Here is a 26,330-nt window from a genome sequence, read left to right on the forward strand (position 1 = left end):
CGCGGCGGGCAGGCTCAGTTGACACGGTCCAGCTCCGCTCGGATGTCCTGGAACGCCGTGTAGTTGGCGATCACCTCGAGTCGTCCCGGCGGGGTGGCCTGGACTGCCTCGTCGAAGGTAAGCACGTGCCGGAACGCCACTTCGTTCACCTCGAGGCGCACAGCGAGGTCGTAGGCCCGGTCGCCGGTGATGTAGACAGGCCGTCCCCGCAGCGGCGAGAAGTCGACGTCGTAGAGCCACGACGTGTCGAAACCGTCGGGGTCACGGGCGTTGATGGACAGCAGGGTCGGCGCGGTCTCGGCCATGTCGAAGGCCTCGAGCCAGCTCGCCGGGTTCTTCGCCAGCAGCAGCCGGATGTTGCGCCCGTCCCGGTCGACCTGGGCGTAGCGCCCGGCGACCGACGCGACGCTCGCCAGCCGCGGCACGGCTTCTATCGGGCGGACACCGAACTCCGCGGCGACGGCGAGCGCGGTGGCCGCGTTGCCGACGTTGACGTGGCCCGGCAGCTGCAGCTTGACCAGGTGCCAGTCGCCCTTGGGGTCCAGCACGCCGTCGTCCTCGACGGACCACTGCGCCTTGGGGCGGCGCAGCGTGCAGCCGGTGCACCACCAGTCGCCGTCGGCGCGGTTGATCGGGGAGCCGCACTCCGGGCAGACCCAGGAGTCGTCGGTCCAGCGCTGGCCGGCGCTGAACCAGCTCACGTGCGCCACGTTGACCGCGGCCCAGACCACCATCGGGTCGTCGGCGTTGGCGACCACGGCGACGTCGGGGTGGGCGGCGAGTGCGGTGCGCCACATCTGCGCCATCATCGCCACCTCCTTGGCCCGGTCGAGCTGGTCGCGCGAGAGGTTGAGCAGGGCCACGACCCGGGGCGTGGTCTCCTCGATGACCCGGGCCAGGTAGTGCTCGTCCACCTCCAGCACGGCGAACGGGGTCGCCCCGGCCTTCGCCAGTGCGGACGTGTGCCCGGTGGGCATGTTGGCGCCGAAGGAATTGGTGGCGACCGGGCCCAGCACCCCGAGGGCCGCCGCCGCGAAACGTGTCGTAGTCGTCTTGCCGTTGGTGCCCGAGACGAGCGCGATGGCCCGCCCGGACGCGAGGTTGCGCAGCAGGTCCGGATCGATCTTGAGACCGATCCACCCGCCGATCACCGAGCCGTCACCGCGGCCCGCCACCCTGGAGAGGGCGGCAGCACCGCGCGAGACCGAACTCGCGACCTTGGCCCGCAGGGGCATTTTCCCGTCCGTCACGGTGGCGAGGGTACCGGAAACGGACACTACGTCGAGTGGTCCCAGGTGGGCCTGTGGACAACCGCACCGCTCCTCCGGCCGCCCTCCTCCGAAAGGATGATCAACCAGGGTCGTCCGGTGCCGTATTAGCGCCGGTAGGGGTGTTTGCGATGGCAATAGTCCGACCTGGTGGGCGTCCATGATCAGCCCGGCTGCGGCTTTTTGTGTGTTCTGATTCACCCGTAACCATCGGCGCAGTGTGATCGACCATGCGCACAGGGTCGCGGCATTTGTCACGGCGCGGTTACAAAGCGGACATCGGCTCGCGTGCCAATTACTCACAGTGATGACGGTGGGGCTAACGGTCGGCGGAAAATTCAGGTAGCAAGGACGGGCCGGTGAGCACCCGCTCGCCGCTCGCATCGAACGGATCACGCCGAGCCCTGCCCCGGTCCGTTCGGAGCGACCGACGAACTCGAACGACCAAAACAGGCAGACGGGGGCAGGGACGGGGGACCCATAACCGGTCCGATCACGAGCCGAACAGACTCGCGGACCTTGGGGTGAAGTCGTCTTCCTGGCGACCGGGCACACCTTCCCGCCCGAACCCGACAGCTAACCTCGCAGGCGTGCCGGAGGGATATCTCTACCGTGCACGAACGCAGTTCGAGCCGTGGCCGCCGCATGTCCGTCGGTACCGGAACAGCAGCACTGTCCCTGGGACTCTGCCTCTGCGCCGGCCAACTGGTCGCGACCCCGGCAGCCTCCGCCGCAGCAGCGCCCGTCACCGCGGCCCCCGTGGTCAAGGCGGCAGCGGCGGCGAAGGTCACCCCCAAGATCGCCAACCGCTACTCCGCTCGCACCATCAAGTGGGGTCAGAAGGTCTCCGTGACCGCCAAGGTGATCAACCCCAAGACCGGCAAGGTCGTGACCAGCGGATCCGTACGCTTGCAGGCCAAGCGCAACGGCAAGTGGGTCACCATTGCCACCAAGAAGCTGAACAAGGGCGGCACGGCCACCCTGACGACGAAGCCCACGGGCAGCGTCCGGCTCCACACGCAGTACACCGGCAGCGGCTCCGTCAAGGCGCTCAACTCCGGCAGCGTCCGGATCACGGTCAAGAACAGCGGCGCGAAGATCCTGGCCGAGGCCAAGAAGCACAAGGGCGCTCTTTACAAGTACGGTGCGTCGGGCCCCAAGCGCTTCGACTGCTCGGGCTTCACCAAGTACGTGTACAAGAAGGCCGCGGGTAAGAGCCTGCCCCACAAGGCGAACTCGCAGCAGAACTACGGCAAGTCCGTCAGCAAGAGCAAGAAGCAGGTCGGTGACCTGATCGTCTTCCGCTCGGGCGGCCACGGCTACCACGCCGGCATCTACGCGGGTGGCGGCTACATCTACGACTCGCCGCACTCGGGAGCCCGGGTCGGCAAGCACAAGATCTGGAGCAGCAACTACGTCGTACGCCGCCTCGCGGCCTGACGACCTCCGGATCGCCGGGAAGTAGAGCGGCCAGGCACCGAAGATAAGCAGTGGACAGTTCAGCAGGGCGCGGCCTTCCACAGGCCGCGCCCTGCTGTCGTCCGGCACCGGCCCGGTCGGGGCTGTCCCCGGCGCTGCGCAGCGCATCGTGCAGCCTGGTGAATCGGCCTCTCTGCCTCCCTCGGCCGCCTGCTTCCCTCGGCCGCCTGCTTCCCTCGGCCGCCTGCTTCCCTCGGCCGCCTGCTTCCCTCGGCCGCCTGCTTCCCTCGGCCGCCTGCCTCCCTCGGCCGGGCTGCCTCTCCACCCACCTCGGTCGGGCGGTCCTGTCCTGGCATCCTCCGGTTGCCGGTAGAACGATCGTTCTTTCTTCCTGTTTGGGCTGCCGGCCGTTCCCGGCGCCGTCGAGGTGCGCCCGAGCGGTGGGCCCGCCTGGCGCGAGAAGGCTCTCCGTCCGTCGCGGTCGGCCGAGCGGTGCGCCCGCCTGGCGTGGGGAGGGTGTCTGTTGCGGTCGGCCGGGCCCGCGTGGTGCGAGAGAGGCCGTCGCGGTCGGCCTAGCGGTGCGCCCGCCTGGCGTGGGAGGAGTGTCCGTCGCAGTCGGTTGAGCGGTGCGTCCGTCCGGTGAGGGAGTGGGCGCATCCATCCGGGCCGGTCCTGAGCGAGGTGGATCCGTCTCTACCGTCGTGCGGGAGACGTGTCCGGTGGGGGATTGTGCGCCTCCGTCCGGGCCGATCCGTCTCGGCCGTCGAGCGGGAGGATGCCGCCGGCGGTGGGTGGCGGTCGTGGGTGGTGTGGGGTGGGCAACAGCCTGCGGTAGCGGGTGGTCCGGGCAGGGGTGGGTGGCTGATGGGGGCGTGGGGGTTGATTTTTCCCTCCACTTCGCTTCCTCTCTTTCCTCCACTTCCCTCCCCTGAGGGCATTTTGGGGCCTGGAACGCCCGAAATCGGTGGAGTTTCGTGCCCGGGTGGGCGGCTTGTCGGAAAGTGGACCATGGTCTGAGGGCTGAAGCCCTCCACCCCCGCTCCACCGCGTCTGACGTGCGGATTCGTCTGCGAATACGGTTCGCGGACGGGCCGATTCCGGTTGCGGGTGGAGGGAAGTGGAGTAAGGTGGAGCGCAGTGGCAGGCCGGACTGGACCTGCCGGCCCGAGTGAACCAGGCGGACCGCGAAGCCGCCGAATGGGCAGGGGGGTGGCCGGATGTTCCTCGGCACGCACACCCCTCGCCTGGATGACAAGGGCCGGTTGATTCTTCCGGCGAAGTTCCGGGACGAGCTGGCGGGAGGTGTCGTGATCACCAAGGGGCAGGAGCGTTGCCTGTACGTGTTCCCGATGCCGGAGTTCCAGCGGATCGCGGAGCAGTTGCGGGACCAGCCCGTCACCCACAAGGCTGCCCGGTCCTACAGCCGGGTGTTCTTCGCCAGTGCGCACGACGAGATCCCTGACCGGCAGGGGCGGGTCACCATCCCCGTCCACCTGCGGGAGTATGCGGCTCTCGACCGTGAGCTCGTGGTGATCGGGGCGAGTACCCGGGTGGAGATCTGGGACAAGCAGTCCTGGGAGCAGTACCTCTCGGCGAGCGAGGACGATTTCGCCGACATCGAGGAGGGGGTGCTGCCCGGCGGACTGTAGGCGTGGCATCTGCCGGCCGTCGAGACGGTCCGGACGTCGCTGCCGCCGTACTGCGAGATCTCCAGCCGCTCCCGCTCCTGGCGCCTCTTCCCCGGCGCCAGGCGTGTGTCCAGAGGGCGCGCCCGAACGGCAAACGGGCACGAGCGGATGGGGATCTGGCGGTACGGAACGACGTCTGGCGGTAGTACGGACGACCGGAACACAGACCACCGGAACACACCGGTGTACGGATGGCACGCGCGAGAAAGAGCTGGGGCTATGGGGGTCGACATGGGGGAGCTGCGAGGCACGCATGTGCCGGTGCTGCTCGAGCGGTGCATCGAGCTGCTGGCCCCCGCGCTGGATCGGCCCGGGGCGGTGCACGTCGACTTCACTCTCGGACTCGGCGGGCATGCCGAGGCGGTGCTGGAGCGGTATCCGGACGTCACGCTGGTCGGGCTCGACCGCGACCCCGAGGCGCTGGCCCACGCGCGGCATCGACTGGCTCGTTTCGAGGCGCGTACCCATCTCGTGCACGCGGTCTTCGACGAGCTGCCGGAGGCGCTCGCCGAGCTGAAGCTGCCGGCGTTCCACAGTGGGCTGATGGACCTGGGTGTGTCCTCGTTGCAGCTGGACGAGGCGGACCGCGGGTTCGCGTATTCGAAGGACGCTCCGCTGGACATGCGGATGAACCAGTCCGACGGGCCCACCGCGGAGGACGTCGTCAACGGGTACGAGCCGGGTGAACTGGTCCGGATCCTGCGGGTGTACGGCGAGGAGAAGTTCGCCACCCGGGTGGTGTCGTCGATCGTCAAGCAACGGGCGAAGGCACGCATCGTCTCGACGAGCCTGCTCGCCGACCTGGTGCGGGACGCGATTCCGGCCGCCGCGCGGCGTACGGGTGGAAATCCTGCGAAAAGAACGTTTCAGGCACTGCGCATCGAGGTAAACGGGGAGCTCGCCGCCTTGGAGAACGCGTTGCCGTCCGCTCTGGACCGGCTCGCGCCCCGAGGGCGATTTGTCGTCATGTCGTACCACTCTCTTGAGGATCGGATCGTCAAGCGCGCCCTGGCCGAGAGGGCGCGCAGCACCGGCCCGATCGATCTGCCGGTCGAGTTGCCGGGCACCGGTCCGAGTCTGCGGTTGCTGACCCGGGGGTCGGAACCGCCGACGGAACAGGAAGTGGCGGAGAACCCGCGTGCGGCTTCGGTGAAGCTGCGCGCGGCGGAACGGATCGACGAGCACGAGCCGGCATCGGGGGCCGCCCGCGAACGGGCCCGGATGCCGGTGGCCGGGGGACGAGGGCGGGAACGCCCGGGGGCAAGGAAGAAGGGGGAGGGGCATTGAGCGAGCGCAGGACAGCGGCGTCGCGGTCGGGGGGCCGGACCGCGAGCCAGACGGACAAGAGCCGGTGGAAGCCGGCCGGCATCAGGGGGACCGCGCGGGGGGCGCGGGATTTCCCGGTCGACGGTGCCACGGCGCTGAAGCTCGACGCCGACCAGCAGCGGGCCGGTGGCCTGCGTGAGGGCGCGGCCACGCCGCGCCTGAGGGTCGCACCGCCGGCACCGATCAACGCGCCCCGGGCGCCGTTCATCGCACTGGTGGTGGGCATCGTGATCGCTGGTGTCCTCGGCATTCTGTTGATCAACACGAAGACGGCGGAGAATTCGTTCAAGCTGGATTCGCTGGAGAAGCAGCAGAGCACTCTGGACGCGCGGCAGCAGGCGCTGAAGAACGAGATCGACCTGAACAAGATGCCGGGCAGCCTGGACGCGGCGGCGAAGCGGCTCGGCCTGGTCAAGGCCGACTCGCCGGCGTTCATCCGGATGCCGGACGGGAAGATCATCGGCGTGATGACGCCGGCGAACGGTGAGCCTGCCGTCACCGCCCAGGACTCGGCAACACCGGACGCGCCGGCGGATCCGGCGGGCACCGCCCCGGTCGCGGGGCAGTAGCGGGGTGCCGCGTTCAGACGGGACGCCGCGCCGGGGCCAGGATCCCCGGCGCGGTTCTTCGTCCCAAGACCAGACTCCTGAGGACGAGGAGCGGGGCTTCGGCGGGATCGGCGAGGCCCGTGCGTACACGCCGCGTGGCCGGACCGTGCGCGAGAGCAGCGACCAGCGCAGCCGTTCGCCGCGCGCCGGCCGGACCGGTGACCCCTTCCGCCCGTCGTTGCAGGTCCTGGACGGCGGGCGGCCGTCGCGGGACCGCCGGCACGAAGAGGCCGACCGGCGGCGCGAGGGCGAGCGGGAACTGCCGCCGCAGCGCCGGGCCCGGGCTGATAAAGGCGATAAATCCGATAAGGGCAAGGGTACGACCGCGAGGCGGCGCACGGCCGAGGAGAAGGAACGGCGCACCCGCACCGAGCCGACGCGCGCGACCGCGGGAACCGGCCGCACCCGCTCGACCGCGAACCCCCGCCGTGGCACCACAGCGAGCACCCGCCGGGACGGCGCAGCGGGCACGGGCCGGGACGGTTCCGCGAGCACCCGCCGGGATGGCACAGCGGGCACCCGACGGGGGAGTGCGGCGGGCGCGCGGGAAAGCAGCGTGCGAGGAAGCCGGGCCCGGGAGACCAGCGCGCGGGAGAGCGGTGCGCGAGATGGCGGTGCGCGAGATGGCGGTGTCCGGGTCGGCAGGGCGCGGGACGGCGGCGACCGTGCGGGGCGGGGCGGCCTGCGCGATGGCGGGGGCCGGAGCGGCGCGCGCGACGGCGGGGGCCGGGGTGGTGCTGGTGAGCGGGCCAGGACGGGGAGCGGTGGGCGGCTGCGGGCGGAATCGCGCCCGGGTTCGCGTACCGATGGCTTCCGGGTTGTCCCGGCGGAGCCGCCCAAACTTGCCAGCAGCAGCAAACGGCTGCGGCTGGGCACGGTGCTCGCGCTGACGTTGTTCGCGACCATCGGGGTGCGCCTCGTCGTGCTGCAGGTCATGGATTCGCCCGCGTCCGCGCAGAGTCTGCTGGAGCAGCGTCAGAAGCGGCTCATCGAGGTGGTTCTCCCGGCGCCGCGCGGCAGCATCACCGACCGTAACGGCGCCGTGCTCGCGCACAGTGTCGCGGCCCGGCACATCTATGCCGACCCGGAGATGGTGACCGATCCGGTGGGCGCCTCGGCCCAGCTCGCGCCGCTGCTCGGGGTGCCGCAGTCGAAGCTGATGCAGCTGATGGCGAAGAAGAAACGGCCCGGCGGTGGTGAGTCCCGGTTCGAGTATCTGGCCCGGGGCGTCGACATCGCGGTGGCGGACAAGATCAAGAAGTTGGACCTGGACGGTATCGGCTGGGGCCGTGACGAGCGGCGTGACGTGCCGGGCGCCGACCTGGCCGCGAACCTGATCGGTTTCACCGGCGAGGACCACACCGGTCTGGAGGGCATCGAGGCGCGGTACAACGACGTGCTGCGCGGTGTCGACGGCAAGAAGGTGTACGAGACCGGTAACGGTGACCTCGCCAAGGAGATCCCGGGCGGGTACAAGCGGGAGACCGCCGCCGCCCCCGGCTCCTCGGTGCAGCTCACCATCGACAGCTTCCTGCAGTTCGACGTGCAGCAGTACCTCCAGCAGTACATGGAGGAGGTCAGTGCCACCGTCGGCGGCGCGGTCGTGATGGACGCCCGGACCGGCGAGGTCCTCGCGCAGGCGAGCTACCCGACGTACAACGCGCAGAAGCCGCTCGACTTCAAGCCGGCCGAGCGTGACGACGCGGTGTCCAGTGTGATCACCGACCCGGGGTCGACGCACAAGGCGTTCACCATCGGGGCGGCCCTGCAGGAGGGGGTGATCACCAAGGATTCGGAGATCACCGTCGGCAAGGCGCTGGAGCTCGGCGGGACGACGTTCCCCGACACGCACCCGTTCCCGGCCGGCACGAAGCTGACCATCCCGCAGGTGCTGGCGTACTCCTCGAACGTGGGGACGATCCGGATCGGTCAGAAGCTCGGCAAGGAGAAGCTCTACGAGTACCAGCAGAAGTTCGGGCTGGGCCGGTCGACCGACGAGGGGATGCCCGCCGAGGCGTCCGGGGCGCTGCTCGCACCGGCCGACTGGAGCGGTTCGTCGTACGGTTCGGTGCCGATCGGGCACAGCGTGGACGCGACCCTGCTGCAGATGGTGGCCGGGTACGCGGCGATCGCCAACGACGGGACGTACATCCAGCCGCACCTGATCAAGTCGACGACGTCGGGGAACACCGGCAAGGTCACCGCGGCGGCCCCGCCGGAGACGCACCGGGTGCTGAGCCCCGAGGTCGCCTCGGAGCTGCGCGAGATGATGGAGGCCGTGGTCGACGCCAAGGGCGCCACCGGGGGCAAGGCGAAGGTCGAGGGCTACCGGATCTCCGGCAAGACCGGCACCGGCAACCTGCTCATCAACGGCCGGTACACCAAGCACAACGCGAGCTCGTTCATCGGCATGGCGCCGGCCGAGAACCCGCGGTTCGTGGTCGGTGTCTTCGCGGACGTGGCGACCGGCACCGGCGGCGACGTGGCCGCTCCGGCGTTCAGCAAGATGATGTCCGCGGCGCTCGTGCAATACCGTGTGCCACCGTCCGGTACCCCCGCGCCGAGATTCGACTGGAAGGAATAGCGCGCCCGTATGGCGTTCGCAGCGGTGTGCGTGTCACCGGGTAGGGTCTGACGCCGTGCCTGGCATTCCCCGTCCCCAGACTGTCCGGCCGTATCGGCTGGCCGACCTAGCGGTGCTGGTTGAGGCTGTTCCAGCCGTCAACGACGCCGACAACGACGCCGCGATCACCGGTGTCACCCACGCCAGCGGCGAGGTCCGGCCCGGTGATCTCTACGCCGCGCTGCCCGGAGCCCGCCGGCACGGCGCCGAGTTCGCCGGTGCCGCCGCCGAGGCCGGTGCCGTCGCGGTCCTGACCGACCCGGCCGGCCGGGAGCTCGCCGCCGGTGCCGGGCTGCCGGTGGTGGTCGTGCCGGATCCGCGCGCGGTGCTCGGTGTGGCCGCGTCCGCGATCTACGGCGACCCCTCGGCCCGCCTGACCGTGATCGGGCTGACCGGGACGGCGGGCAAGACCTCCACCGCGTACCTGGTCGAGTCGGGCCTGCGGGCCGCCGGGCTGACCACCGGCCTGATCGGCACGGTCGAGACCCGCCTCGGCGACCTGGTGGTCACGAGCGCGCGGACCACCCCGGAGGCCACCGACCTGCACGCGATCCTCGCGGCGGCCGTCGAGCTCGGGGTCACCGCGGTCGTGATGGAGGTGTCCAGCCACGCGCTGTCCATGGGCCGGGTCGGCGGGGTGCGGTTCACCGTCGGCGGCTACACCAACTTCGGCCTCGACCACCTGGACTTCCACACCGACGTGGACGACTACTTCGCCGCGAAGGCCAAACTGTTCGACGGCCGCTGCCGCTTCGAGGTGCTCAACGCCGACGACCCGGCGCTGAAGCCGCTCGGCAAGCCGGCCACGATCACGTACTCGGCGGACGGCGACCCGGCGGCGACCTGGCACGCCGAGGACGTCGTGGTGGCCGGCGAGGGCCAGACGTTCGTGGCCGTCGGTCCCGGCGGTCCGCTCCGGGCCGGGGTGGCACTGCCCGGCCGGCACAACGTGGCCAATGCGCTGCTCGCCCTCGGTTCGCTGACCGCGGCCGGGATCGACCCCCAGACGGCCGCTGACGGCATCGCGGCGTGTCCCGGGGTCCCCGGTCGGCTGGAGCGGGTGACCGTCCCCGGCGACGTGCTCGGCTTCGTCGACTACGCGCACAAGCCGGACGCGATCGTGGCCGCCCTGACCGCGCTTCGTGACCTGGCGACGGCCCGTGGTGGCCGGCTCGTCTGCGTCATCGGGGCCGGCGGTGACCGGGACACCGGCAAGCGGCCGCTGATGGGCGCCGCCGCCGCGCGCGGCTCGGACGTCGTGGTGGTCACCGACGACAACCCGCGCACCGAGGACCCGCAGGTCGTACGCACCGCGGTCCGCCAGGGGGCGGAGTCGCTATCCAAGCCTGGACTATCAGTCGGCGGAACGCAGGCCGGCGCGGCTGCGAAGATCATCGAAGTGGCGGGCCGCCGGCCCGCCATCGACGAGGCGGTGCGGCTCGCCGGTCCCGGCGACATCGTGGCCGTCCTCGGCAAAGGACACGAGCGAGGCCAGGAGGTGAACGGCGAGGTGCTGCCGTTCGACGACCGGATCGAGCTGGCCGCGGCGCTGGAAGCCCGCGCGGGCGGTGCCGCTTGATCCGCATGACACTGGGTGAGATCGCCGCGGTGACCGGGGGACGGGTCGTCAACGCCGACCCGGCCACGACGGTGAGCGGGCCGGTCGAGTACGACTCGCGCGCCCCGATGCCTGACGGGCTGTTCGTAGCGTTCGAGGGCGAGAACGTCGACGGTCACGCCTACGCCGCCGGCGCGGTCGCCGCCGGGGCCGCCGCGGTGCTGGGGACCCGGGACACCGGTCAGCCCGGCGTGGTGGTCGGCGAGCAGCTCGCCGCGCTGGCGAAGCTCGCGCACGAGGTCGTCGGCCGGCTGCCGGAGCTGACCGTGGTGGGGCTGACCGGGTCGTCCGGCAAGACCACGACGAAGGACTACATCGGGCAGCTGCTCGCTCGGCTCGGTGCGACCGTGGCGCCCCCGGGCTCGCCCAACAACGAGCTCGGCTTCCCGTGCACGGTGCTCAAGGCGACCCCGGACACCCGGTTCCTGGTGCTGGAGATGGGCGCCCGGGGGATCGGGCACCTCGCCTACCTGGCCGGGATCGCGGCACCTTCCGTCGGCGCGGTGCTGAACGTGGGCGCCGCGCACATCGGCGAGTTCGGTTCGATCGAGGGCACCGCCCGGGCCAAGGGCGAGCTGGTCGAGAGCCTGCCCGCGGACGGCGTCGCGATCCTCAACGCCGACGATCCGCTGGTCGCCGCGATGGCGTCGCGGACCCGGGCGCGGGTCGTGCTCACCGGTGAGAACCCCGAGGCGACGGTACGCGCTGAGCACGTGAGCGTGGATCCGCGGGGCCGGGCGTCGTACACCCTGGTGGTGGGACGTGAGAGTGCGCCGGTGCGCCTCGCGGTGACCGGGCGGCACCAGGTCGCGAACACCCTCGCCGCCGCGGCCGTCGCGCTGGAGGCCGGGATGCCGCTCGCGGACGTGGCCGTCGCGCTGGGTGCGGTGGGCATCGTCTCGAGCCGCCGGATGGACGTGTTCGACCGCCCGGACGGGGTCACCGTCATCGACGACTCGTACAACGCCAACCCGTCCTCGACCGCCGCCGCGTTGCGGGCACTGGTGTCGATGGGCGGGGACGGCCGCACGATCGCCGTGCTCGGTTACATGGCCGAGCTGGGCGAGCAGGAGGTCGCCGGCCATGAGGAGGTCGGGCGGCTCGCCGCGGAGCTGGGCGTCGACCGGCTCGTCGCGGTGGCCGAGGCCGCCCCGGTGCTCGACGGCGCGGCCGGCGTACCGGGATGGAAGGGTGAGGCTGTCGCCGTGGCCGACCAGGCGGAGGCGATCGCGGCGGTGACGGGCGATCTGCGCCCGGGAGATGTCGTGCTGGTCAAGGGTTCGCGGTACCGGACGTGGAAGGTGGCCGACGCGCTGCGCGCGGAGCCGGCCACTGGGGAGGTTGGCCCGTGAGGGCAGTCATCGTCGCGGCCGCGGTCGCGTTCATCATCTCGTTGTTCGGCACCCCGGTGGCGATCAAGGTGTTCACCGCGCTGAAGGCGGGCCAGCCGATCCGGTCGGTCGGCCCGGCCACGCACCAGGGCAAGCGGGGCACCCCCACGATGGGTGGCGTGGCGTTCATCATCGCCACGGTGCTCGCGTACGTCGCCGGGCACATCGCCCTGACGACGCTGCCCGAGGCCCAGATCGCCCAGGTCAAGCCGACCATGACCGCGCTGGTGCTGCTCGGTCTGTTCGTCTTCTGCGGGGCGGTCGGCTTCCTGGACGACTTCCTCAAGGTGCGCAAGCGCAACTCGGCGGGCCTGAGCGCGAAGGGCAAACTGCTGGGCCAGCTCCTGGTCGGCGGTGGCCTGGGCGTGGCCGCGCTGTACGTGCCCAGCACCAACCTGCAGACCGTGGCCAGCGAGCACATCTCGTTCATCCGCGACATCAGCTTCCTCGACGTCGGCAAGGTCGGCTCGGTCCTGGTGTTCGTCTTCGTCATCATGTCGATGTCGAACGGCGTGAACCTCACCGACGGCCTCGACGGTCTCGCCACCGGCGCGTCGATCCTGGTGCTCGGCGCGTACTCGCTGATCGGGTTCTGGCAGTACCGGCACTGGTGCGGTGACATCAACTACACCGGCAGCTACTGCTACGAGGTACGGGATCCGTTGGAGGTCACGCTCATCGCGGCCGCGGCGGCCGGGGCCTGTGTGGGCTTCCTGTGGTGGAACACGTCGCCGGCCCGGATCTTCATGGGTGACACCGGCGCGCTCGGCCTGGGCGGTCTCATCGGCGGCCTGGCCATGGCGACCCGCACCACGCTGCTGTCGATCGTCATCGGCGGCCTCTTCGTGATCATCACGATGTCGGTCGTCATCCAGATCATCTCGTTCAAGACCACCGGCAAGCGGGTCTTCCGGATGTCGCCGCTGCAGCACCACTTCGAGCTGGCCGGATGGAGCGAGGTCAACATCGTGGTGCGGTTCTGGATCGTCGCCGGCATCTTCGTGGCGATCGGTCTGGGCCTGTTCTACAGCGACTTCCTCGCGGCAATGGGATAGATCTCTTCCGACACGCCAGGTGCGCATCCCGGGCCTGGCGTGTCGCCGCACCATGATGGTGGGCATGGGGGAGGACAAGCTCGAGTCCCGGACCACGGTCACCGTGTCGCCGGCCGCCACCGTGCAGCCCGCGCCACCGCCGCTGAAGCCGAGGTCGCTCAGCCAGCAGCTGCTGCCCGCGGTGCACGGCATGCTCGCGCGGCCGCTGTCCTCGTACTATCTGCTGATCGCGAGCAGTGGCCTGTTGCTGCTGATCGGCCTCACCATGGTCTTCTCGGCCACCAGCGTGAAGGCGTACGCGGAGGACGGCAACGCGTTCTCGGCGGTCCAGAGCCAGCTGATCTTCGCGGTGCTCGGTCTGCTCGGGTTCTGGGTGTGCCAGCGGCTGCCCGCGAGCACGCTGCGTTTCCTCGGCATCTACGTCCTCGGCGTGGCCGTGCTGCTGCTCGGGGTGCTCGACCTGCTCGGCGCGCTGGGCGCGGTCGGGGTGCTGCCCACCTCGCAGAACGGCGAGGTCGTCACGCTCGGCCCGCTGACCGGCAACCTGCTGTGGCTGTACATCGGCCCGGTCGGTCTGCAGCCCGCCGAGTTCGTCAAGTTCGGCGTCGTGCTCTGGGGCGCCGACATCATCGTGCGCAAGGGCGCGTCGCTCGGCTACTGGCGCGAGTTGTCGATGCCGCTGTTCCCGGTGGTCGGCGTGCTGTTCATCCTTGTCGGCTACAACGACCTCGGCACCATGCTGGTGCTGCTGGCCCTGATCGTCGGCCTGCTCTGGGCCGCCGGGGTGCGCCTGCGGGTGTTCAGCGCGCTCGGGGTGCTCGGCCTCGCCGGGATCGGCCTGCTGATCGCCGCGGCGTCGCGCGGCGCGGGCTCGGGCAGCGCCGGCGAGCCGAACTACCGGCTGCTGCGCATCACCATGTGGCTGCACATGCCGGAGAACTGCGACCTCGGCTACTGCTACCAGATCCTGCAGGCTCGCTCCGCCATCTACGAGGGTGGCTGGTTCGGCGTCGGACTCGGCAAGGGCGCGCTCAAGTGGAACTGGCTGCCGGCCGCCGACAACGACTTCATCTACGCCGTCGTCGCCGAGGAGCTGGGTGTGGTCGGGTGCATGGTGATCGCGGTGCTGTTCGCTGTGCTCGCGTACACCGGGTTCCGGATCGCCCGCCGCGTCGACGACCCGTTCCGCCGGCTCGCCGCGACCGCCATCACCACCTGGCTCGTCGCGCAGGCGGTGATCAACATGGGTGGCGTGATCGGCCTGCTGCCGCTGACCGGCGTGCCGCTGCCGCTCATCTCCGCAGGTGGCAGCGCGTTGACCGTGACGATGGCGGCGCTGGGCATCCTCGCCGCGTGTGCCCGGGCCGAACCGGACGCCGCGCGGGCCCTGCACGCCCGTCCGCCGTCGCGGTGGGTGCGGCTAGTCTGGGCCCCGCTGCCGCCGCTCCCCCCACCGCGGCGGCCGGGTTCGTCGCGCCCCTCCACCCGGGCACCCGTGAACAAGGGGGGTGTGAGGAGGCGGTGATGGGTTCGCTCCGGTCGGTGGTGCTCGCCGGGGGAGGCACCGGCGGTCACATCTATCCGCTGCTCGCCTTCGCCGACGCGTTGCGCCGCCACTTCCCCGAGGTGCGGATCACCACCCTCGGCAGCCCCAAGGGCATGGAGAACGAGCTGATCCCACCCGCGGGGTACGACCTGCGGGTCATCCCGGCGTTCCAGCTCCCGCGCTCGGTCAACCTGAACCTGCTGCGCACCCCGGACCGGATGTACAAGTCCGCGCACGCGGCCGGCCAGATCCTGGACGAGGTCAAGGCGGACGTGGTGGTCGGCTTCGGCGGCTACGTGTCGGTCCCGGCCTACCTGGCGGCCTGGCGGCGTGAGCTGCCCATTGTCATCCACGAGGTGAACGTGCCGCCCGGGGTCGCCAACCGGATGGGCATGAAGTTCACCAAGAACATCGCGGTCGGGTTCCCCGGTCAGCCCGCGGCGGCCGAGTCGTTGCGCGACGCGAAGGTGGTCGGGGTGCCGCTGCGCACCGCCATCGCCCGGATGGACCGGCCCACGCTGCGCCCGCAGGCCCTGCAGCACTTCGGCCTGCGCCCCGACCTGCCGGTGCTGTTCGTCTCCGGCGGCTCTTCCGGGGCCCGGACGATCAACCTCGCGGTGGCCGGCGCGGCCAAGAAGCTGTCCCACGCGGGCATCCAGGTGCTGCACGTGCAGGGCGGGCGCAACGACCCGTTCGACGTGCCCAGCGACCTGCCGGTGCCCTATGTCGTGGTCCCCTACCTGTCGGACATGCAGCTCGGATACGCTGCCGCGGACCTGATGCTCTGCCGGGGCGGCGCGATCACGGTCGCCGAGACCACGGCGATCGGCATGCCGGCCGTCTACGTGCCGTACCCGCACAGCAACCAGGAACAGAAACGCAACGCGCTGCCCGTGGTCGACGCCGGCGGTGGTCTGCTGGTCGACAACGCCGAGCTCACGCCGGAGTGGATCGAGCAGACCATCATCCCGCTCGCCCGCGATCCACAGCGGCTGTCCGTGATGGGCGGCGCCGCCGGCTCCTACGGCCGGCGGGACGGCGACGAGGCACTGCTGGACTTCGTCGTCGAGGCGGTGGCGGCACGATGACCGTATCGACGATTGGGAGAGTGGCCCTGTGAACACGGCGCAGCTGAAGCCGGCCGGCGGTCTGACCGCCGAGGACCTAGGCACGGTCCACCTCATCGGCATCGGCGGTGTCGGCATGGGCGGTCTCGCCCGGCTGCTGCTCACCCGCGGTGTGCCGGTCTCCGGCAGCGAGCTGCGGGAGTGGCCGGCCCTGGTGGCGCTGCGCGCGCTCGGCGGCACGGTGCACATGGCGCACGAGGCGTCCAACCTCGACGGCGTCGACACGGTCGTGTACTCCACGGCGATCCCGTTCGAGCACGTCGAGCTCGCCGAGGCGCGCCGCCGGGGCCTGCGGGTGCTGCACCGCTCCGAGGCGCTGGCCGCCGCGATGACCGGGCGCCGCACGATCGCGGTGGCCGGCACCCACGGCAAGACCACCACCACCTCGATCATGACGGTGATCCTGCAGCACGCCGGCGAGGACCCGTCGTTCGTGATCGGTGGCGAGATCTCCGCGGCCGGCTCCAACGGCCACCACGGCTCCGGCGGTTACTTCGTGGCCGAGGCGGACGAGAGCGACAAGTCGTTCCTCGTCTACCGCCCGCACGTCGCGATCATCACCAACATCGAGGGCGACCACCTCAACAACTGGGGCGACCTCGACGGACTCAAGGCCGGCTTCCTGGAGTTCGCCGAGCTCACCGACCCGGACGGGTTCGTCGTGACCTGCGCCGACGACGAGGGTGTGCACGGCATGGTCGAGGCGCTGCGCGCCAAGGGCCGGACCGTCTACACGTACGGGGAGAGCGAAGGCGCCGACCTGCGGATCACCGATGTGGTCACCGGCCCCCAGGGGGTGCGCTTCCAGGCAACGCTCGACGGGAAGCCGCTGGGGGAGATCTCCCTCGCGTTGCCGGGCCACCACATGGGCCTGAACAGCGCCGCCGCGGTGCTCACCGCGCTGCGGCTGGGCCTGCCGCTCGACAAGATCACCGAGGCGCTCGCGTCGTTCCCGGGGGTGCGGCGGCGCTTCGAGCGCAAGGGCACGGTCGCCGGGGTCCGGGTCTACGACGAGTACGCCTACCACCCGACGTCGGTCAAGGCGGCGCTGCGGACGTTGCGCGACGTGGCCGGCGACGGGCGGCTGGTCGTGGTCTTCCAGCCCTACCGCGTGTACCGCACCCGTGACCTGCAGGCCGAGCTGGCCGAGGGGCTGGCGATCGCCGACGAGGTGATCGTCATGGAGGTCTTCGGGCCGGGGGAGACCCGCGGGCCCGGCGAGGGCGGTGTCGCGCTCACCGCGGCCGTCGACCTCCCCGCCGAGCACAAGATCTTCGTGCCGTCGTGGGAGGACGTCCCGGCCGAGGTCGTGCGCCGCAGCCGGCCGGGTGACGTCGTGGTGACGATGGGTGCGCCGCCGATCTCGCTGATGGGCGACGAGCTCCTGGTGGCGCTCGCCGAAAGCTGATCCATTCCGGTCCGGGGGTAACCATGAGTGACGGCGGTGGGCGGAACTGGCGGTTGGTGCGGGCGGACACGGACGCCGTACCCCCGTCGGTCCGGCGGTTCATGGCCCGCGCCCGCCGGCGCCGGCTGCGGGCGGTGCTGCCGTGGGCGGTCGCGCTGGGCGTGGCCGTCGTGCTCGGCGCCCTCGGCTGGACCGTGTACGCGACGTCGGTGCTGGGCGTGCGCGACGTCGAGGTGGTGGGCACCGAGCTGGTCACCCCGCAGCAGGTCGAGGACGCCGCGGCGGTGCGGATGAACGAGCCGCTCGCCCGGGTCGACCTCGACGCGGTGCGGGCCCGGGTGCAGGCCCTGCCGGCGGTGGAGCGGGCGATCGTGTCGCGCGGCTGGCCCTCGACGCTCAAGGTGCAGGTCGTGGAGCGGACGCCGGTGGCCGCCGTACCCGTGGGTGAGGCCTTCGCTCTGATCGACGCCGAGGGCGTGCCCTATCGCACGGTCGCGCAGGCCCCGGAGGATCTGCCGGTGGCAAAGCTCGCGGAGCCCGGCCCGGCGGACATCGAGACCCGCGCCGCGCTGGTGGTGCTCGGCTCGCTGACCGACGAGCTGCGCGAGCAACTGATCTCCGTGTCGGTGCCGGCGCCGGCACAGGTCACGCTGAAACTCCGGATGGGCCGGACCATCGTCTGGGGCGACGACACCCAGAGCGAGAGCAAGGCACAGGTCGCCACAGTGCTGTTGAAACGCGACGGCGACTGGATCGATGTGAGCGCGCCCACTGTGGTGACCATTCGCTGAGTGTGGCGTTATCAACCGGACAGAGTGCGTCAAACGGCGCATTCCGTCGCAGGTTACGGCTGAGTCGGATACTCGCCTCGTAAGCGGACGCCGACACGCCGCGTCGGTCCTTGGATCGGGCGACACGTCCGCTTACGTTGCCCCGAGAGGTTGAGTAGTTGACATAACACTAAGCCTCTAGTAGAGGGTGAGGGTTTCCTCGCCCTCCCTTGTAGCGAGCGGACGTCGGTGGCTGTTCTCCGAGGAAGAACAGCTGGGGCCTCGACGTTCGCCAACCCTGGAAGGGAAGGCTGAGCCCGATGACACCTCCGCACAATTATCTGGCGGTCATCAAGGTCGTCGGCATCGGTGGCGGCGGCGTGAACGCCGTGAACCGCATGATCGAGGTAGGGCTCAAGGGAGTCGAGTTCATCGCGATCAACACCGATGCCCAGGCGCTTCTGATGTCCGACGCCGACGTCAAGCTCGACGTCGGCCGCGAACTGACCCGTGGTCTCGGCGCCGGTGCGCAGCCCGAGGTCGGCAAGAACGCCGCCGAGGACCACCGCGACGAGATCGAGGAAGTCCTCAAGGGCGCCGACATGGTGTTCGTGACCTGCGGCGAGGGCGGCGGCACGGGTACGGGCGGAGCGCCCGTGGTGGCCAACATCGCCCGCAAGCTCGGGGCGCTGACCATCGGTGTGGTCACCCGGCCGTTCTCGTTCGAGGGCAAGCGCCGTCAGGTGCAGGCCGAGTCCGGCATCGACGAACTGCGCAACCAGTGCGACACGCTGATCGTGATCCCGAACGACCGGCTGCTCGCTCTCGGTGACCGCGGCATCAGCATGATGGACGCGTTCCGGCAGGCCGACCAGGTGCTGCTCTCCGGCGTGCAGGGGATCACCGACCTGATCACCACCCCGGGTCTGATCAACCTGGACTTCGCCGACGTCAAGAGCGTCATGAGCGGTGCCGGTAGCGCCCTCATGGGTATCGGCAGCGCCCGCGGCGACAACCGCGCGGTCGAGGCGGCCGAGAAGGCGATCTCCAGCCCGCTGCTGGAGCAGAGCATGGACGGCGCCCGCGGCGTGCTGCTCTCCATCGCCGGCGGGTCCGACCTGGGCCTGTTCGAGATCAACGACGCGGCGCAGCTGGTCACCGACGCGGCCCACCCGGACGCCAACATCATTTTCGGCGCGGTCATCGACGACGCACTGGGCGACGAGGTCCGGGTCACCGTCATCGCCGCCGGTTTCGACGGGGGCACACCCTCGTACAAGCCGGTGGAGCAGGCCCGCAAGGTCGCGCCGCAGGCCGCCGCGCCGGTGTCCACGCCCAGCGTGCCCGCGCCGGTGAACCCGCCGGCGTCGACCCCGCCCGCGGCGACCACGCCGCCGCCGCGCCGGGTGCTCTTCGACGACGTCGACGTGCCGGACTTCCTGAAGAACGGCTCCTGAGGAACTTCTTTCTTGACGGCTCTCTCCGCTGAGGCGCGCCGCGCCGAGCTCGCCACCTCGCTCGCCGAGGTGACCGGGCGGATCGCGCGCGCCTGCGCGGCGGCCGATCGCGACCCGGGCTCCGTCGCCCTGGTCGCGATCACCAAGACCTATCCCGCGTCGGACGTCGCCCTGCTCGCTTCGCTGGGCGTCACGGACGTGGGCGAGAACAAGGACCAGGAGGCGGCGGCCAAGGCCGCCGCCGTGGACGCGCCGCTGCGCTGGCACTTCGTCGGCCAGCTGCAGCGCAACAAGGCGAAATCGGTCGTGACCTACGCCGATGTGGTCGAGTCGGTCGATTCGGTGCGGCTCGCCACCGCCCTGGGCGCGGCCGCGGCCCGGCTGCGGGAGCGGCCGCTCGACGTCCTCATCCAGGTGAGCCTCGACGGCGACCCGGCGCGCGGGGGAGCGGTCGACGCCTCTTCGCCGGATCCCGAGCGGGATCTCGCTCGGATCGCCGACGCGATCGCCTCGGCCGATGGGCTGCGGCTGGGCGGAGTGATGGCCGTCGCTCCCCGCGACTGGGAGCCGTTGCGGGCCTTCGATGAACTGGCTGGTATCGCCGCCCGGTTGCGGGCCGTCCATCCCGGGGCCACAGTCATCTCCGCGGGGATGAGCGGCGACCTTGAGCAGGCCGTGACGCGCGGGGCGACACACGTACGGATCGGTAGTTCTTTGCTCGGGATGCGAAACACGCTGCGGTAGCCTTGCGGCGGGCAGCAAACTACATACGTGTTGTTCACGCGCGACGTGCTCCCGGTCCTCGCCAGGATCGGCCGCCGCGCCCGACGACGCAGCGTCGTGACGGGTGCCGTGGTCCGAAAAGGTTTGAAGATCGCGGAATCCGTGCAAGGGGGGACGCGGCTCGCAGGGGGTGCGGGCCGCATTAAGACGGAGGTGGGGGCATGGACGAGCGGTTCGGCGCCGAAGGTCTGGTGATCGCATGAGCGCTCTTCGCAAGGCTGGTGTTTGGCTCGGTCTCGTCGAGGAGGACGACCAGTACGACGACCGTGGCTACCGCGACAGCGGCTACCGCGAGCGGGAGCGTGACCGGGATCGCGACCGGGACCGGGACACCGGTTACCGCTACGCGGACGAGTACGCCGACGACGAGGACGAGGTTGACGAGGCTCCCGCGCTGCCGCGTGCCCGCACCTCGGACCGGGGCAGCGGACGCCTCGAGCGGGCCGCCGCGGCACTCGACCGCGAGGACCACGACCACGACCGGGGCGAGCGCGCCAGCGTGCGTTCCATCACCCGGCCGCACGTCCCGGCGAGCGAGCCGGCCTACACGGGCCGGGAGAACATCGCGCTGGCCCCGCAGACGCAGGTGCACCAGCGGCCCGCCGAGGAGGAGCAGCGTTACCAGATCACCACGCTGCACCCGACGACGTACCGTGAGGCGCGCACCATCGGGGAGCACTTCCGCGACGGCGTGCCGGTGATCATCAATCTCACCGAGATGGACGAGAGCGACGCCCGCCGGCTGGTCGACTTCGCGGCCGGACTCGCGTTCGGTCTGCGCGGTACGATCGAGCGCGTGACCAACCGGGTTTTCCTGCTCTCACCGGCCAACGTCCAGGTCACCGCTGAGGACAAGGCCAAGATCGCTGAGGGCGGTTTCTTCACCCAGAGTTGACCCCTAACGAGGGACCCGCCTGACGTGCTGTCGATCGTGTTACAGATCATCTATCTGTTGGTCTATCTCTTCTTCCTGACGCTGCTCGCCAGGTTCGTGCTGGGTGCGGTGCTGCAGTACGGGCGCCGCTGGCAGCCGGGACGCGGCGCCTCGGCGGCATTGGAGTCGGTGTGGAGCGTCACTGATCCACCCCTCAAGGCGTTGAGGCGTGTGATCCCACCGCTTCGAATTGGTACCGTGAGTTTGGACCTGGCGTCCCTGGTCCTGCTGGTTATCCTGTTCGTGCTTTTGAACTTCGTGTTAGCGCGCCTGATCTTGCAGACCTCCTGACCGAGGCCGGCCCGATCAGCTGCGCCCCACGCGGCCGCAACTGACCCGAGGAGTTTCGATGCCGCTGACCCCGGCCGACGTGCACAACGTCGCCTTCAAGAAGCCCCCGATCGGCAAGCGGGGGTATGACGAGGAGGAGGTCGACGCCTTCCTGGACGAGGTCGAGCGTGAGCTCGCCCGTCTGATCGAGGAGAACAACGAGCTGCGAGCCCAGGTGGAGCGCGGCGGACGGGGTGGCGCACCAGCCGGCCCGAGCGCCGACCCGCGGATGGCCGCCGAGCTCAATGACATCAAGGCGCAGCTCGACCGCGTCCAGCGTGACAAGTCCGCCGCCGAGCAGGCGGCCCGCCAGATGCAGGCCGAGCTCGAGTCGGTCCGCGCCCAGGGCCCCGGCGCCGGCGCCTCCCCGTCCGGTGGTGGTGACGGCGAGCAGCAGGCACTGCGCGTCCTCATGATGGCCCAGCGCACCGCCGACGACCACGTGTCCGACGCGCGTCGCGAGGCCGACAAGCTCCTCTCCGACGCCCGCTCCAAGGCGGAGGAGGTCACCCGGGAGGCCCGGGCCAAGGCCGACGCCCTCGAGCGGGACGCGCGCCAGCGCCACCAGGAAGCCATGGGCGGCCTGGATGCGAAGCGCTCGGCCCTGCAGAAGCACATCGAGGAGCTCAAGCAGTTCGAGCGCGAGTACCGCACGCGCCTGAAGGCTTACCTCGAGAGCCAGCTGCGCGACCTCGACGGCCGTGGCCAGGGACTGGAGACCGAACTCTCCCGTGCCGACGCCAACCGCGCGGTCGGCGGATCGGGCGGTCTCGCCGCGGCGGGCCTGGCCGGATCGTATGGCGGCAGTCGCGCCAATTCGATCGAGACGGGCCGCTGAGCCCCGCATCACCCCTCGTGCGAAACCACTCTCCACTGCGGCGGGGATGAGCCATGATCGTAGCCAGCCTCCTGCTCATCCTCGTCGCCGTAACACTGCTGATCCTCGGCCTCACCGGCGGATCGAGCACCCTGCTCATCAGCTCCATCGTCGCCAGCCTGCTGGCCGCGGTGGCCCTGGTGATCGGCGCGCGGCAGACGGCCACCCGCCGCTCCGCGTACGGCGATCCCCTCCCCGCCGACGCCGACCCCCTGTTCCCGCCCGAGGCCGCCTACGCGGCCACCGCGGGCCCGGGCACCCCCACCACGCCCGGAACGACCAGTTCCCGGGCGGCCGCCGGACCCGGCTCCAGGACACCCACCGGACCCGGCTCCCGCACCTCGTCCACATCCGGCTTCACCGCCGCCCGCGACGCCGACGACCTGTCCGGGTCTGAGACGTCCGCTTTCGACCCGCCCGTGTCTGACCCGTCCGCGCTGGACGAGGACCCCTACGACCGCACCGAACCGGACCGTGCCGCCGCGTACGCCGCGGGTCAGCGCGACGCCGAGGAGGGCCTCACCGGCCCACCCCGGGCGGCGGACGAACCGGACGACCTCCACCAGGACCCGGCGCCGACCCAGCATCCGAGTCCCGGCGAGGCACTGCACGAGGACCACTCACCGGCAGCCCACCACGACACCGGCGCGGACCGCACCCCGTACTCGGGAACGGACGCGACCCGCACCGGCCGTCGTGGCCCGGGCTCCCCGGAAGAGGACCCCGAGGGCTACATCTCCCCCGACTACGACCAGGCAGCCTCGGTGATCGACGCGGCCCGGACCCAGGAGGACGACTCCTGGCGTCGGACGCCGGGTGCGGGTGAACCGTGGGAACGCGACCAGCCGTCCTCCTCGACCACGGACGACTCTTCGACGGAGCCGACCGTCACCCGCCTCGCTGAATCCGATGTCGCAGCGCCGTCCGGCATCGATGACGGTCCGGAGGCTTCCGCGGGGCCGGATGCCCTCGGCCAGCAGAGCGCGGGCCGGAGCTACGCCGCGGAAGAGGCTTCATCCGGGCCGGCCGCTGAGCCGGTCGCCCGGGACGCCGACTTCGCGGCTCCGGACCCGGAGGATCCCGACGACGAGCCGTTGCCCCAGGCGGTACGCCCGTCCGACGCGGTCCGGATCGCCCGGATGGACGCTGAGGTCATGGTGGTCGACGGCCGCCCGCGCTATCACATGGCGGACTGCCCGCATCTGACAGGCAGGTCGACCGAGGCGCTCCCGGTCGCGGAAGCGGTCGAACTCGGCTTCAGCCCGTGCGGGCTGTGCCGCCCGGTCGACCGTCTGGTGGCCGCCGCGGCCCGCCGATGATGTAGTCCGGCCGGCGGCCCGGTGGTGATCGACCTGGGAACGGGTCGATCGCTGCCGGGCCGCGGTGCGTGACCGGGGGTGGTCACTCACCGTCGTGGGCTGGCCCCGGTGGGGTGGGGAATCGATGATCGGGACAATGGGGCATGGCCAAACGGCGCCCGTCCCGACCTGATCCTGCCCCGGCATCGAGCGGCTCCGTCACCTCGCGCCGGGTGGCAGGGACGCCCGGTGCGGGGCCGGTTCCGGTCGCGGTGCGGGTGCGGCCGGGTGCCGGGCGTACCCGGGTCGGTGGGCGTTACGAGGGGCCGCACGGGCCCGCGGTGATCGTGGCCGTCGGGGCTCCCGCGGTGGACGGCAAGGCTACCGAGGCCGTACGGCGGGCGCTGGCTTCCGCTCTGGGTGTGCGGCCGGCCGCGGTCGAGCTCAAGATCGGTGCCGTCAGCCGGGACAAGGTCTTCGTCGTCGAGGGGGCCGTCGGTGCGAAGCTCGCAGAACTGCTCGATGGCGCCCCGTGAGCGGTGGGCTCGACCTGGGGCTGCTGCTCGGGGCCGGGGTACTGCTCGTCGCGGTCGGCGCGGTCCGGCTCTCCACCCGGGTCGGGGTGCCCAGTCTGCTGGTCTATCTGCTGATCGGGATGGTGATCGGGGAGGCCGGGCTGGGGATCCGGTTCGACGACGCCGAGCTCACCCGTACCCTCGGATTCTGCGCTCTGATCATGATCATCGCCGAGGGCGGGCTGACCGCCCGCTGGAGCACCTTGCGGCCCGTCCTGGGGCTGTCGGCGACGCTGTCCACGCTCGGGGTCGCGGTCAGTGTCGCGGTGGTCGGTGGCGCGGTGCACTGGGTGCTGGGGATCGACTGGCGGCTGGCCCTGCTCTACGGTGCCGTCCTCTCCTCGACCGATGCCGCCGCCGTCTTCGCCACCCTGCGGCGCCTGCGGCTGCCACCGCGGCTGGTCGCCACGCTCGAGGCCGAGTCCGGGATGAACGACGCCCCGGTGGTGCTGCTGGTCGTTCTGCTCTCGGTCCCGGTTCCCGCCGGTCACCCCTGGTGGTACGAACTTCTCCTCGTCGGGTACGAACTGAGCGCCGGCACCGCGGTCGGACTGGCCGTGGGATGGGCCGGCCGGTGGCTGCTGCGGCATGCCGCGTTGCCGTCCGCCGGGCTGTATCCGATCGCGGCCGTCGGGTTGACCGTGCTCGCCTATGCCGTGGGGGCGGTGGCGCACGCCTCCGGGTTCCTGGCCGTCTATGCCGCCGGGGTGGTGCTCGGGAACGGGCGGTTGCCGCACCGGCGGGCGATCCTGGGGTTCGCCGACGGACTGGCGTGGGTGGCCCAGATCGGGCTCTTCGTCCTGCTGGGGCTGCTGGTGTCGCCGGCCGAGCTGTCCGCCGCGGTGGGGCCGGCGCTGGTGGTCGGGCTGGTGCTGGTGCTGCTGGCCCGGCCGCTGTCGGTGTGGGTGTCGGCGGTGGCCGCCCGTCGTTCGCGGGCGCTGGGCTGGCGGGGGCAGGCGTTCCTGTCGTGGGCCGGGTTGCGCGGTGCGGTGCCGATCGTGCTGGCGACCATCCCGTTGTCCAGTGCGGCCCCGGGTGCCGACGGGCTGTTCAACGCGGTGTTCGTGCTCGTCATCGTGTTCACGCTGGTGCAGGCCACGACGCTGGCTCCGGTCGCCCGGCGGCTGGGGATCACCGCGCCCGCGGAGGCGGCCGAGGTGCACGTGGAGGCCGCGCCGCTGGAGCGGATGCACGCCGATCTGCTCCAGATCGACGTCGCGCCGGGGTCGTTGCTGGCCGGGGTGCACATCGACGAGCTGCGCCTGCCGGTCGGGGCGAGTGTCACCCTGGTCGTGCGGGCCGGTGCCGGCTTCGTGCCAGGACCGGACACCAGGTTGCGTACGGGTGACAGTTTGCTGATCGTGGCCACCTCCGACGTGCGGGATGTCGCCGAGCGCCGGCTGCGGGCGGTGAGCCGCCGGGGGCGGCTGGCCCGGTGGTTCGGCGAGGACGGCGCCGATCATGCGTGACCGGCCCGGCGGGTCGGGAATCCGACCGGGGCACCTGGGCGGTTCGTCCTGGTTGGGGATGACCGGGGCGGTGTGCCGTGTTGTCGCGGCTCTTCACGTTCCGTATCCTTGCCACCCATCGGTGTGGCCGCGAGGGCGGTAGTGCCGCCGATGGACCAGGGGACAGCGCGGCCGGGGGGCTGCGCGCGGACCGCGTGGGGGCGCGGCCGGATCACCGACGGGCGGGAGCGGCGGGCGGCCGCGGACCCGCCGACACCACGACCGATTTCAGCCGCGCCCGGCGCGGCTCAGGGGGAGCGACGATGGCCAAGGTAACCGAGAAGGCCGCGCCCGAGCGGTCCCGCAGCGCGGAAGAGACCGAGCGGATCCGGGTAGCGCTGGTCGAGCGCCGCGACGAGCTGCAGACGGAGTACGACCAGTCGCTCACCGAGGCGACCGCCGCCCAGCGGGAACGGCTCGAGGACTCCGCCGGCGACGACCAGGCCGACACCGGCACGAAGACGTTCGAGCGTGAGCAGGAGATCACTCTGGCGAACAATCTGCTGGAGCGGGTCACACAGGTGGAACGCGCCATCGAGCGGCTCGGCGAGGGCAACTACGGTTGGTGCGAGCGATGCGGCAACGCCATCCCCGTCGAGCGGCTGGCGGCGTTCCCCGTCGCGACTCGCTGTGTGGCCTGCAAGCAGTTGGAGGAACGACGCTGAACGCGGACGAGGCAACGGGCGGCACCGCCGGGGCCGGCCCGGCGGACGAGACCGCG

The 26,330-nt window shown here is 71.2% G+C and carries 22 protein-coding genes and 1 riboswitch; of the genes, 21 read left to right on the plus strand and 1 reads right to left on the minus strand.

Going from position 1 to position 26,330, the window contains the following annotated elements:
- Nucleotides 1-14: 14 nt before the first annotated feature.
- Nucleotides 15-1,235, minus strand: coding sequence for a MurT ligase domain-containing protein (locus ACIA6A_RS14690; protein ID WP_396098545.1), 1,221 nt, complete (start codon nt 1,233-1,235; stop codon nt 15-17).
- Between the two features lie 464 nt (nt 1,236-1,699).
- Nucleotides 1,700-1,874, plus strand: a riboswitch (cyclic di-AMP (ydaO/yuaA leader).
- Nucleotides 1,875-1,913: 39 nt separating this feature from the next.
- Between ACIA6A_RS14690 and ACIA6A_RS14695 the strand changes: the two genes are divergently transcribed.
- The 21 genes from ACIA6A_RS14695 to ACIA6A_RS14795 all read left to right on the plus strand — a co-directional run bounded on the left by ACIA6A_RS14695 (nt 1,914) and on the right by ACIA6A_RS14795 (nt 26,274).
- Nucleotides 1,914-2,708, plus strand: coding sequence for a C40 family peptidase (locus ACIA6A_RS14695; protein ID WP_396098109.1), 795 nt, complete (start codon nt 1,914-1,916; stop codon nt 2,706-2,708).
- A 1,196-nt stretch (nt 2,709-3,904) separates the two neighbouring features.
- Nucleotides 3,905-4,336, plus strand: coding sequence for a division/cell wall cluster transcriptional repressor MraZ (gene mraZ / locus ACIA6A_RS14700; RefSeq protein WP_396098110.1), 432 nt, complete (start codon nt 3,905-3,907; stop codon nt 4,334-4,336).
- Nucleotides 4,337-4,483: 147 nt separating this feature from the next.
- A complete protein-coding gene (rsmH, locus tag ACIA6A_RS14705) occupies nt 4,484-5,662 on the plus strand; it encodes a 16S rRNA (cytosine(1402)-N(4))-methyltransferase RsmH (RefSeq protein ID WP_396098111.1) in 1,179 nt (392 codons plus the stop codon).
- On the plus strand, nt 5,659-6,270 hold the full coding sequence (locus ACIA6A_RS14710; RefSeq protein WP_396098112.1) for a hypothetical protein: 612 nt from the start codon (nt 5,659-5,661) through the stop codon (nt 6,268-6,270). Before rsmH ends, ACIA6A_RS14710 begins: the two co-directional genes overlap by 4 nt.
- Before the next feature lie 4 nt (nt 6,271-6,274).
- Nucleotides 6,275-8,893, plus strand: a complete 2,619-nt coding sequence (locus ACIA6A_RS14715) for a penicillin-binding transpeptidase domain-containing protein (protein WP_396098113.1) — start codon at nt 6,275-6,277, stop codon at nt 8,891-8,893.
- 55 nt (nt 8,894-8,948) lie between these two features.
- Nucleotides 8,949-10,511, plus strand: a complete 1,563-nt coding sequence (locus tag ACIA6A_RS14720; protein WP_396098114.1) for a UDP-N-acetylmuramoyl-L-alanyl-D-glutamate--2,6-diaminopimelate ligase — start codon at nt 8,949-8,951, stop codon at nt 10,509-10,511.
- On the plus strand, nt 10,508-11,902 hold the full coding sequence (gene murF, locus ACIA6A_RS14725) for a UDP-N-acetylmuramoyl-tripeptide--D-alanyl-D-alanine ligase (RefSeq protein WP_396098115.1): 1,395 nt from the start codon (nt 10,508-10,510) through the stop codon (nt 11,900-11,902). Before ACIA6A_RS14720 ends, murF begins: the two co-directional genes overlap by 4 nt.
- Nucleotides 11,899-12,996: a phospho-N-acetylmuramoyl-pentapeptide-transferase gene (gene mraY / locus ACIA6A_RS14730; RefSeq protein WP_396098116.1), complete on the plus strand. Its 1,098-nt coding sequence runs from the start codon at nt 11,899-11,901 to the stop codon at nt 12,994-12,996. The genes murF and mraY overlap by 4 nt, the downstream gene beginning before the upstream one ends.
- 64 nt (nt 12,997-13,060) lie before the next feature.
- A complete protein-coding gene (locus ACIA6A_RS14735; protein ID WP_396098117.1) occupies nt 13,061-14,521 on the plus strand; it encodes an FtsW/RodA/SpoVE family cell cycle protein in 1,461 nt (486 codons plus the stop codon).
- Nucleotides 14,521-15,630, plus strand: a complete 1,110-nt coding sequence (murG, locus tag ACIA6A_RS14740; RefSeq protein WP_396098118.1) for an undecaprenyldiphospho-muramoylpentapeptide beta-N-acetylglucosaminyltransferase — start codon at nt 14,521-14,523, stop codon at nt 15,628-15,630. The genes ACIA6A_RS14735 and murG overlap by 1 nt, the downstream gene beginning before the upstream one ends.
- 28 nt (nt 15,631-15,658) lie before the next feature.
- The gene (murC, locus tag ACIA6A_RS14745) at nt 15,659-17,077 is read left to right on the plus strand and encodes a UDP-N-acetylmuramate--L-alanine ligase (protein WP_396098119.1); all 1,419 of its coding nucleotides are present in this window, start codon (nt 15,659-15,661) and stop codon (nt 17,075-17,077) included.
- A 23-nt stretch (nt 17,078-17,100) separates the two neighbouring features.
- On the plus strand, nt 17,101-17,868 hold the full coding sequence (locus ACIA6A_RS14750) for a cell division protein FtsQ/DivIB (RefSeq protein WP_396098120.1): 768 nt from the start codon (nt 17,101-17,103) through the stop codon (nt 17,866-17,868).
- A gap of 299 nt (nt 17,869-18,167) precedes the next feature.
- The gene (gene ftsZ / locus ACIA6A_RS14755; protein WP_396098121.1) at nt 18,168-19,304 is read left to right on the plus strand and encodes a cell division protein FtsZ; all 1,137 of its coding nucleotides are present in this window, start codon (nt 18,168-18,170) and stop codon (nt 19,302-19,304) included.
- 12 nt (nt 19,305-19,316) lie between these two features.
- A complete protein-coding gene (locus ACIA6A_RS14760; protein ID WP_396098122.1) occupies nt 19,317-20,048 on the plus strand; it encodes a YggS family pyridoxal phosphate-dependent enzyme in 732 nt (243 codons plus the stop codon).
- A 238-nt stretch (nt 20,049-20,286) separates the two neighbouring features.
- The gene (locus ACIA6A_RS14765; RefSeq protein ID WP_396098123.1) at nt 20,287-20,982 is read left to right on the plus strand and encodes a cell division protein SepF; all 696 of its coding nucleotides are present in this window, start codon (nt 20,287-20,289) and stop codon (nt 20,980-20,982) included.
- A 24-nt stretch (nt 20,983-21,006) separates the two neighbouring features.
- Complete coding sequence (locus ACIA6A_RS14770; RefSeq protein ID WP_396098124.1) at nt 21,007-21,312, plus strand: YggT family protein; 306 nt, start codon at nt 21,007-21,009, stop codon at nt 21,310-21,312.
- A gap of 58 nt (nt 21,313-21,370) precedes the next feature.
- The gene (locus tag ACIA6A_RS14775) at nt 21,371-22,189 is read left to right on the plus strand and encodes a DivIVA domain-containing protein (RefSeq protein ID WP_396098125.1); all 819 of its coding nucleotides are present in this window, start codon (nt 21,371-21,373) and stop codon (nt 22,187-22,189) included.
- A 53-nt stretch (nt 22,190-22,242) separates the two neighbouring features.
- Nucleotides 22,243-23,547: a hypothetical protein gene (locus ACIA6A_RS14780; protein WP_396098126.1), complete on the plus strand. Its 1,305-nt coding sequence runs from the start codon at nt 22,243-22,245 to the stop codon at nt 23,545-23,547.
- A 212-nt stretch (nt 23,548-23,759) separates the two neighbouring features.
- On the plus strand, nt 23,760-24,062 hold the full coding sequence (locus ACIA6A_RS14785) for a DUF167 domain-containing protein (protein ID WP_396098127.1): 303 nt from the start codon (nt 23,760-23,762) through the stop codon (nt 24,060-24,062).
- Nucleotides 24,059-25,570 carry a potassium/proton antiporter gene (locus ACIA6A_RS14790; RefSeq protein ID WP_396098128.1) on the plus strand — a complete coding sequence of 504 codons (1,512 nt, stop codon included), beginning with the start codon at nt 24,059-24,061 and terminating at the stop codon, nt 25,568-25,570. Before ACIA6A_RS14785 ends, ACIA6A_RS14790 begins: the two co-directional genes overlap by 4 nt.
- A gap of 302 nt (nt 25,571-25,872) precedes the next feature.
- Nucleotides 25,873-26,274: a TraR/DksA family transcriptional regulator gene (locus tag ACIA6A_RS14795; RefSeq protein WP_396098130.1), complete on the plus strand. Its 402-nt coding sequence runs from the start codon at nt 25,873-25,875 to the stop codon at nt 26,272-26,274.
- The last annotated feature ends 56 nt before the right edge of the window (nt 26,275-26,330 follow it).

The sequence above is a fragment of the Actinoplanes sp. NPDC051494 genome, from assembly GCF_044454705.1.
GTDB lineage: Bacteria > Actinomycetota > Actinomycetes > Mycobacteriales > Micromonosporaceae > Actinoplanes.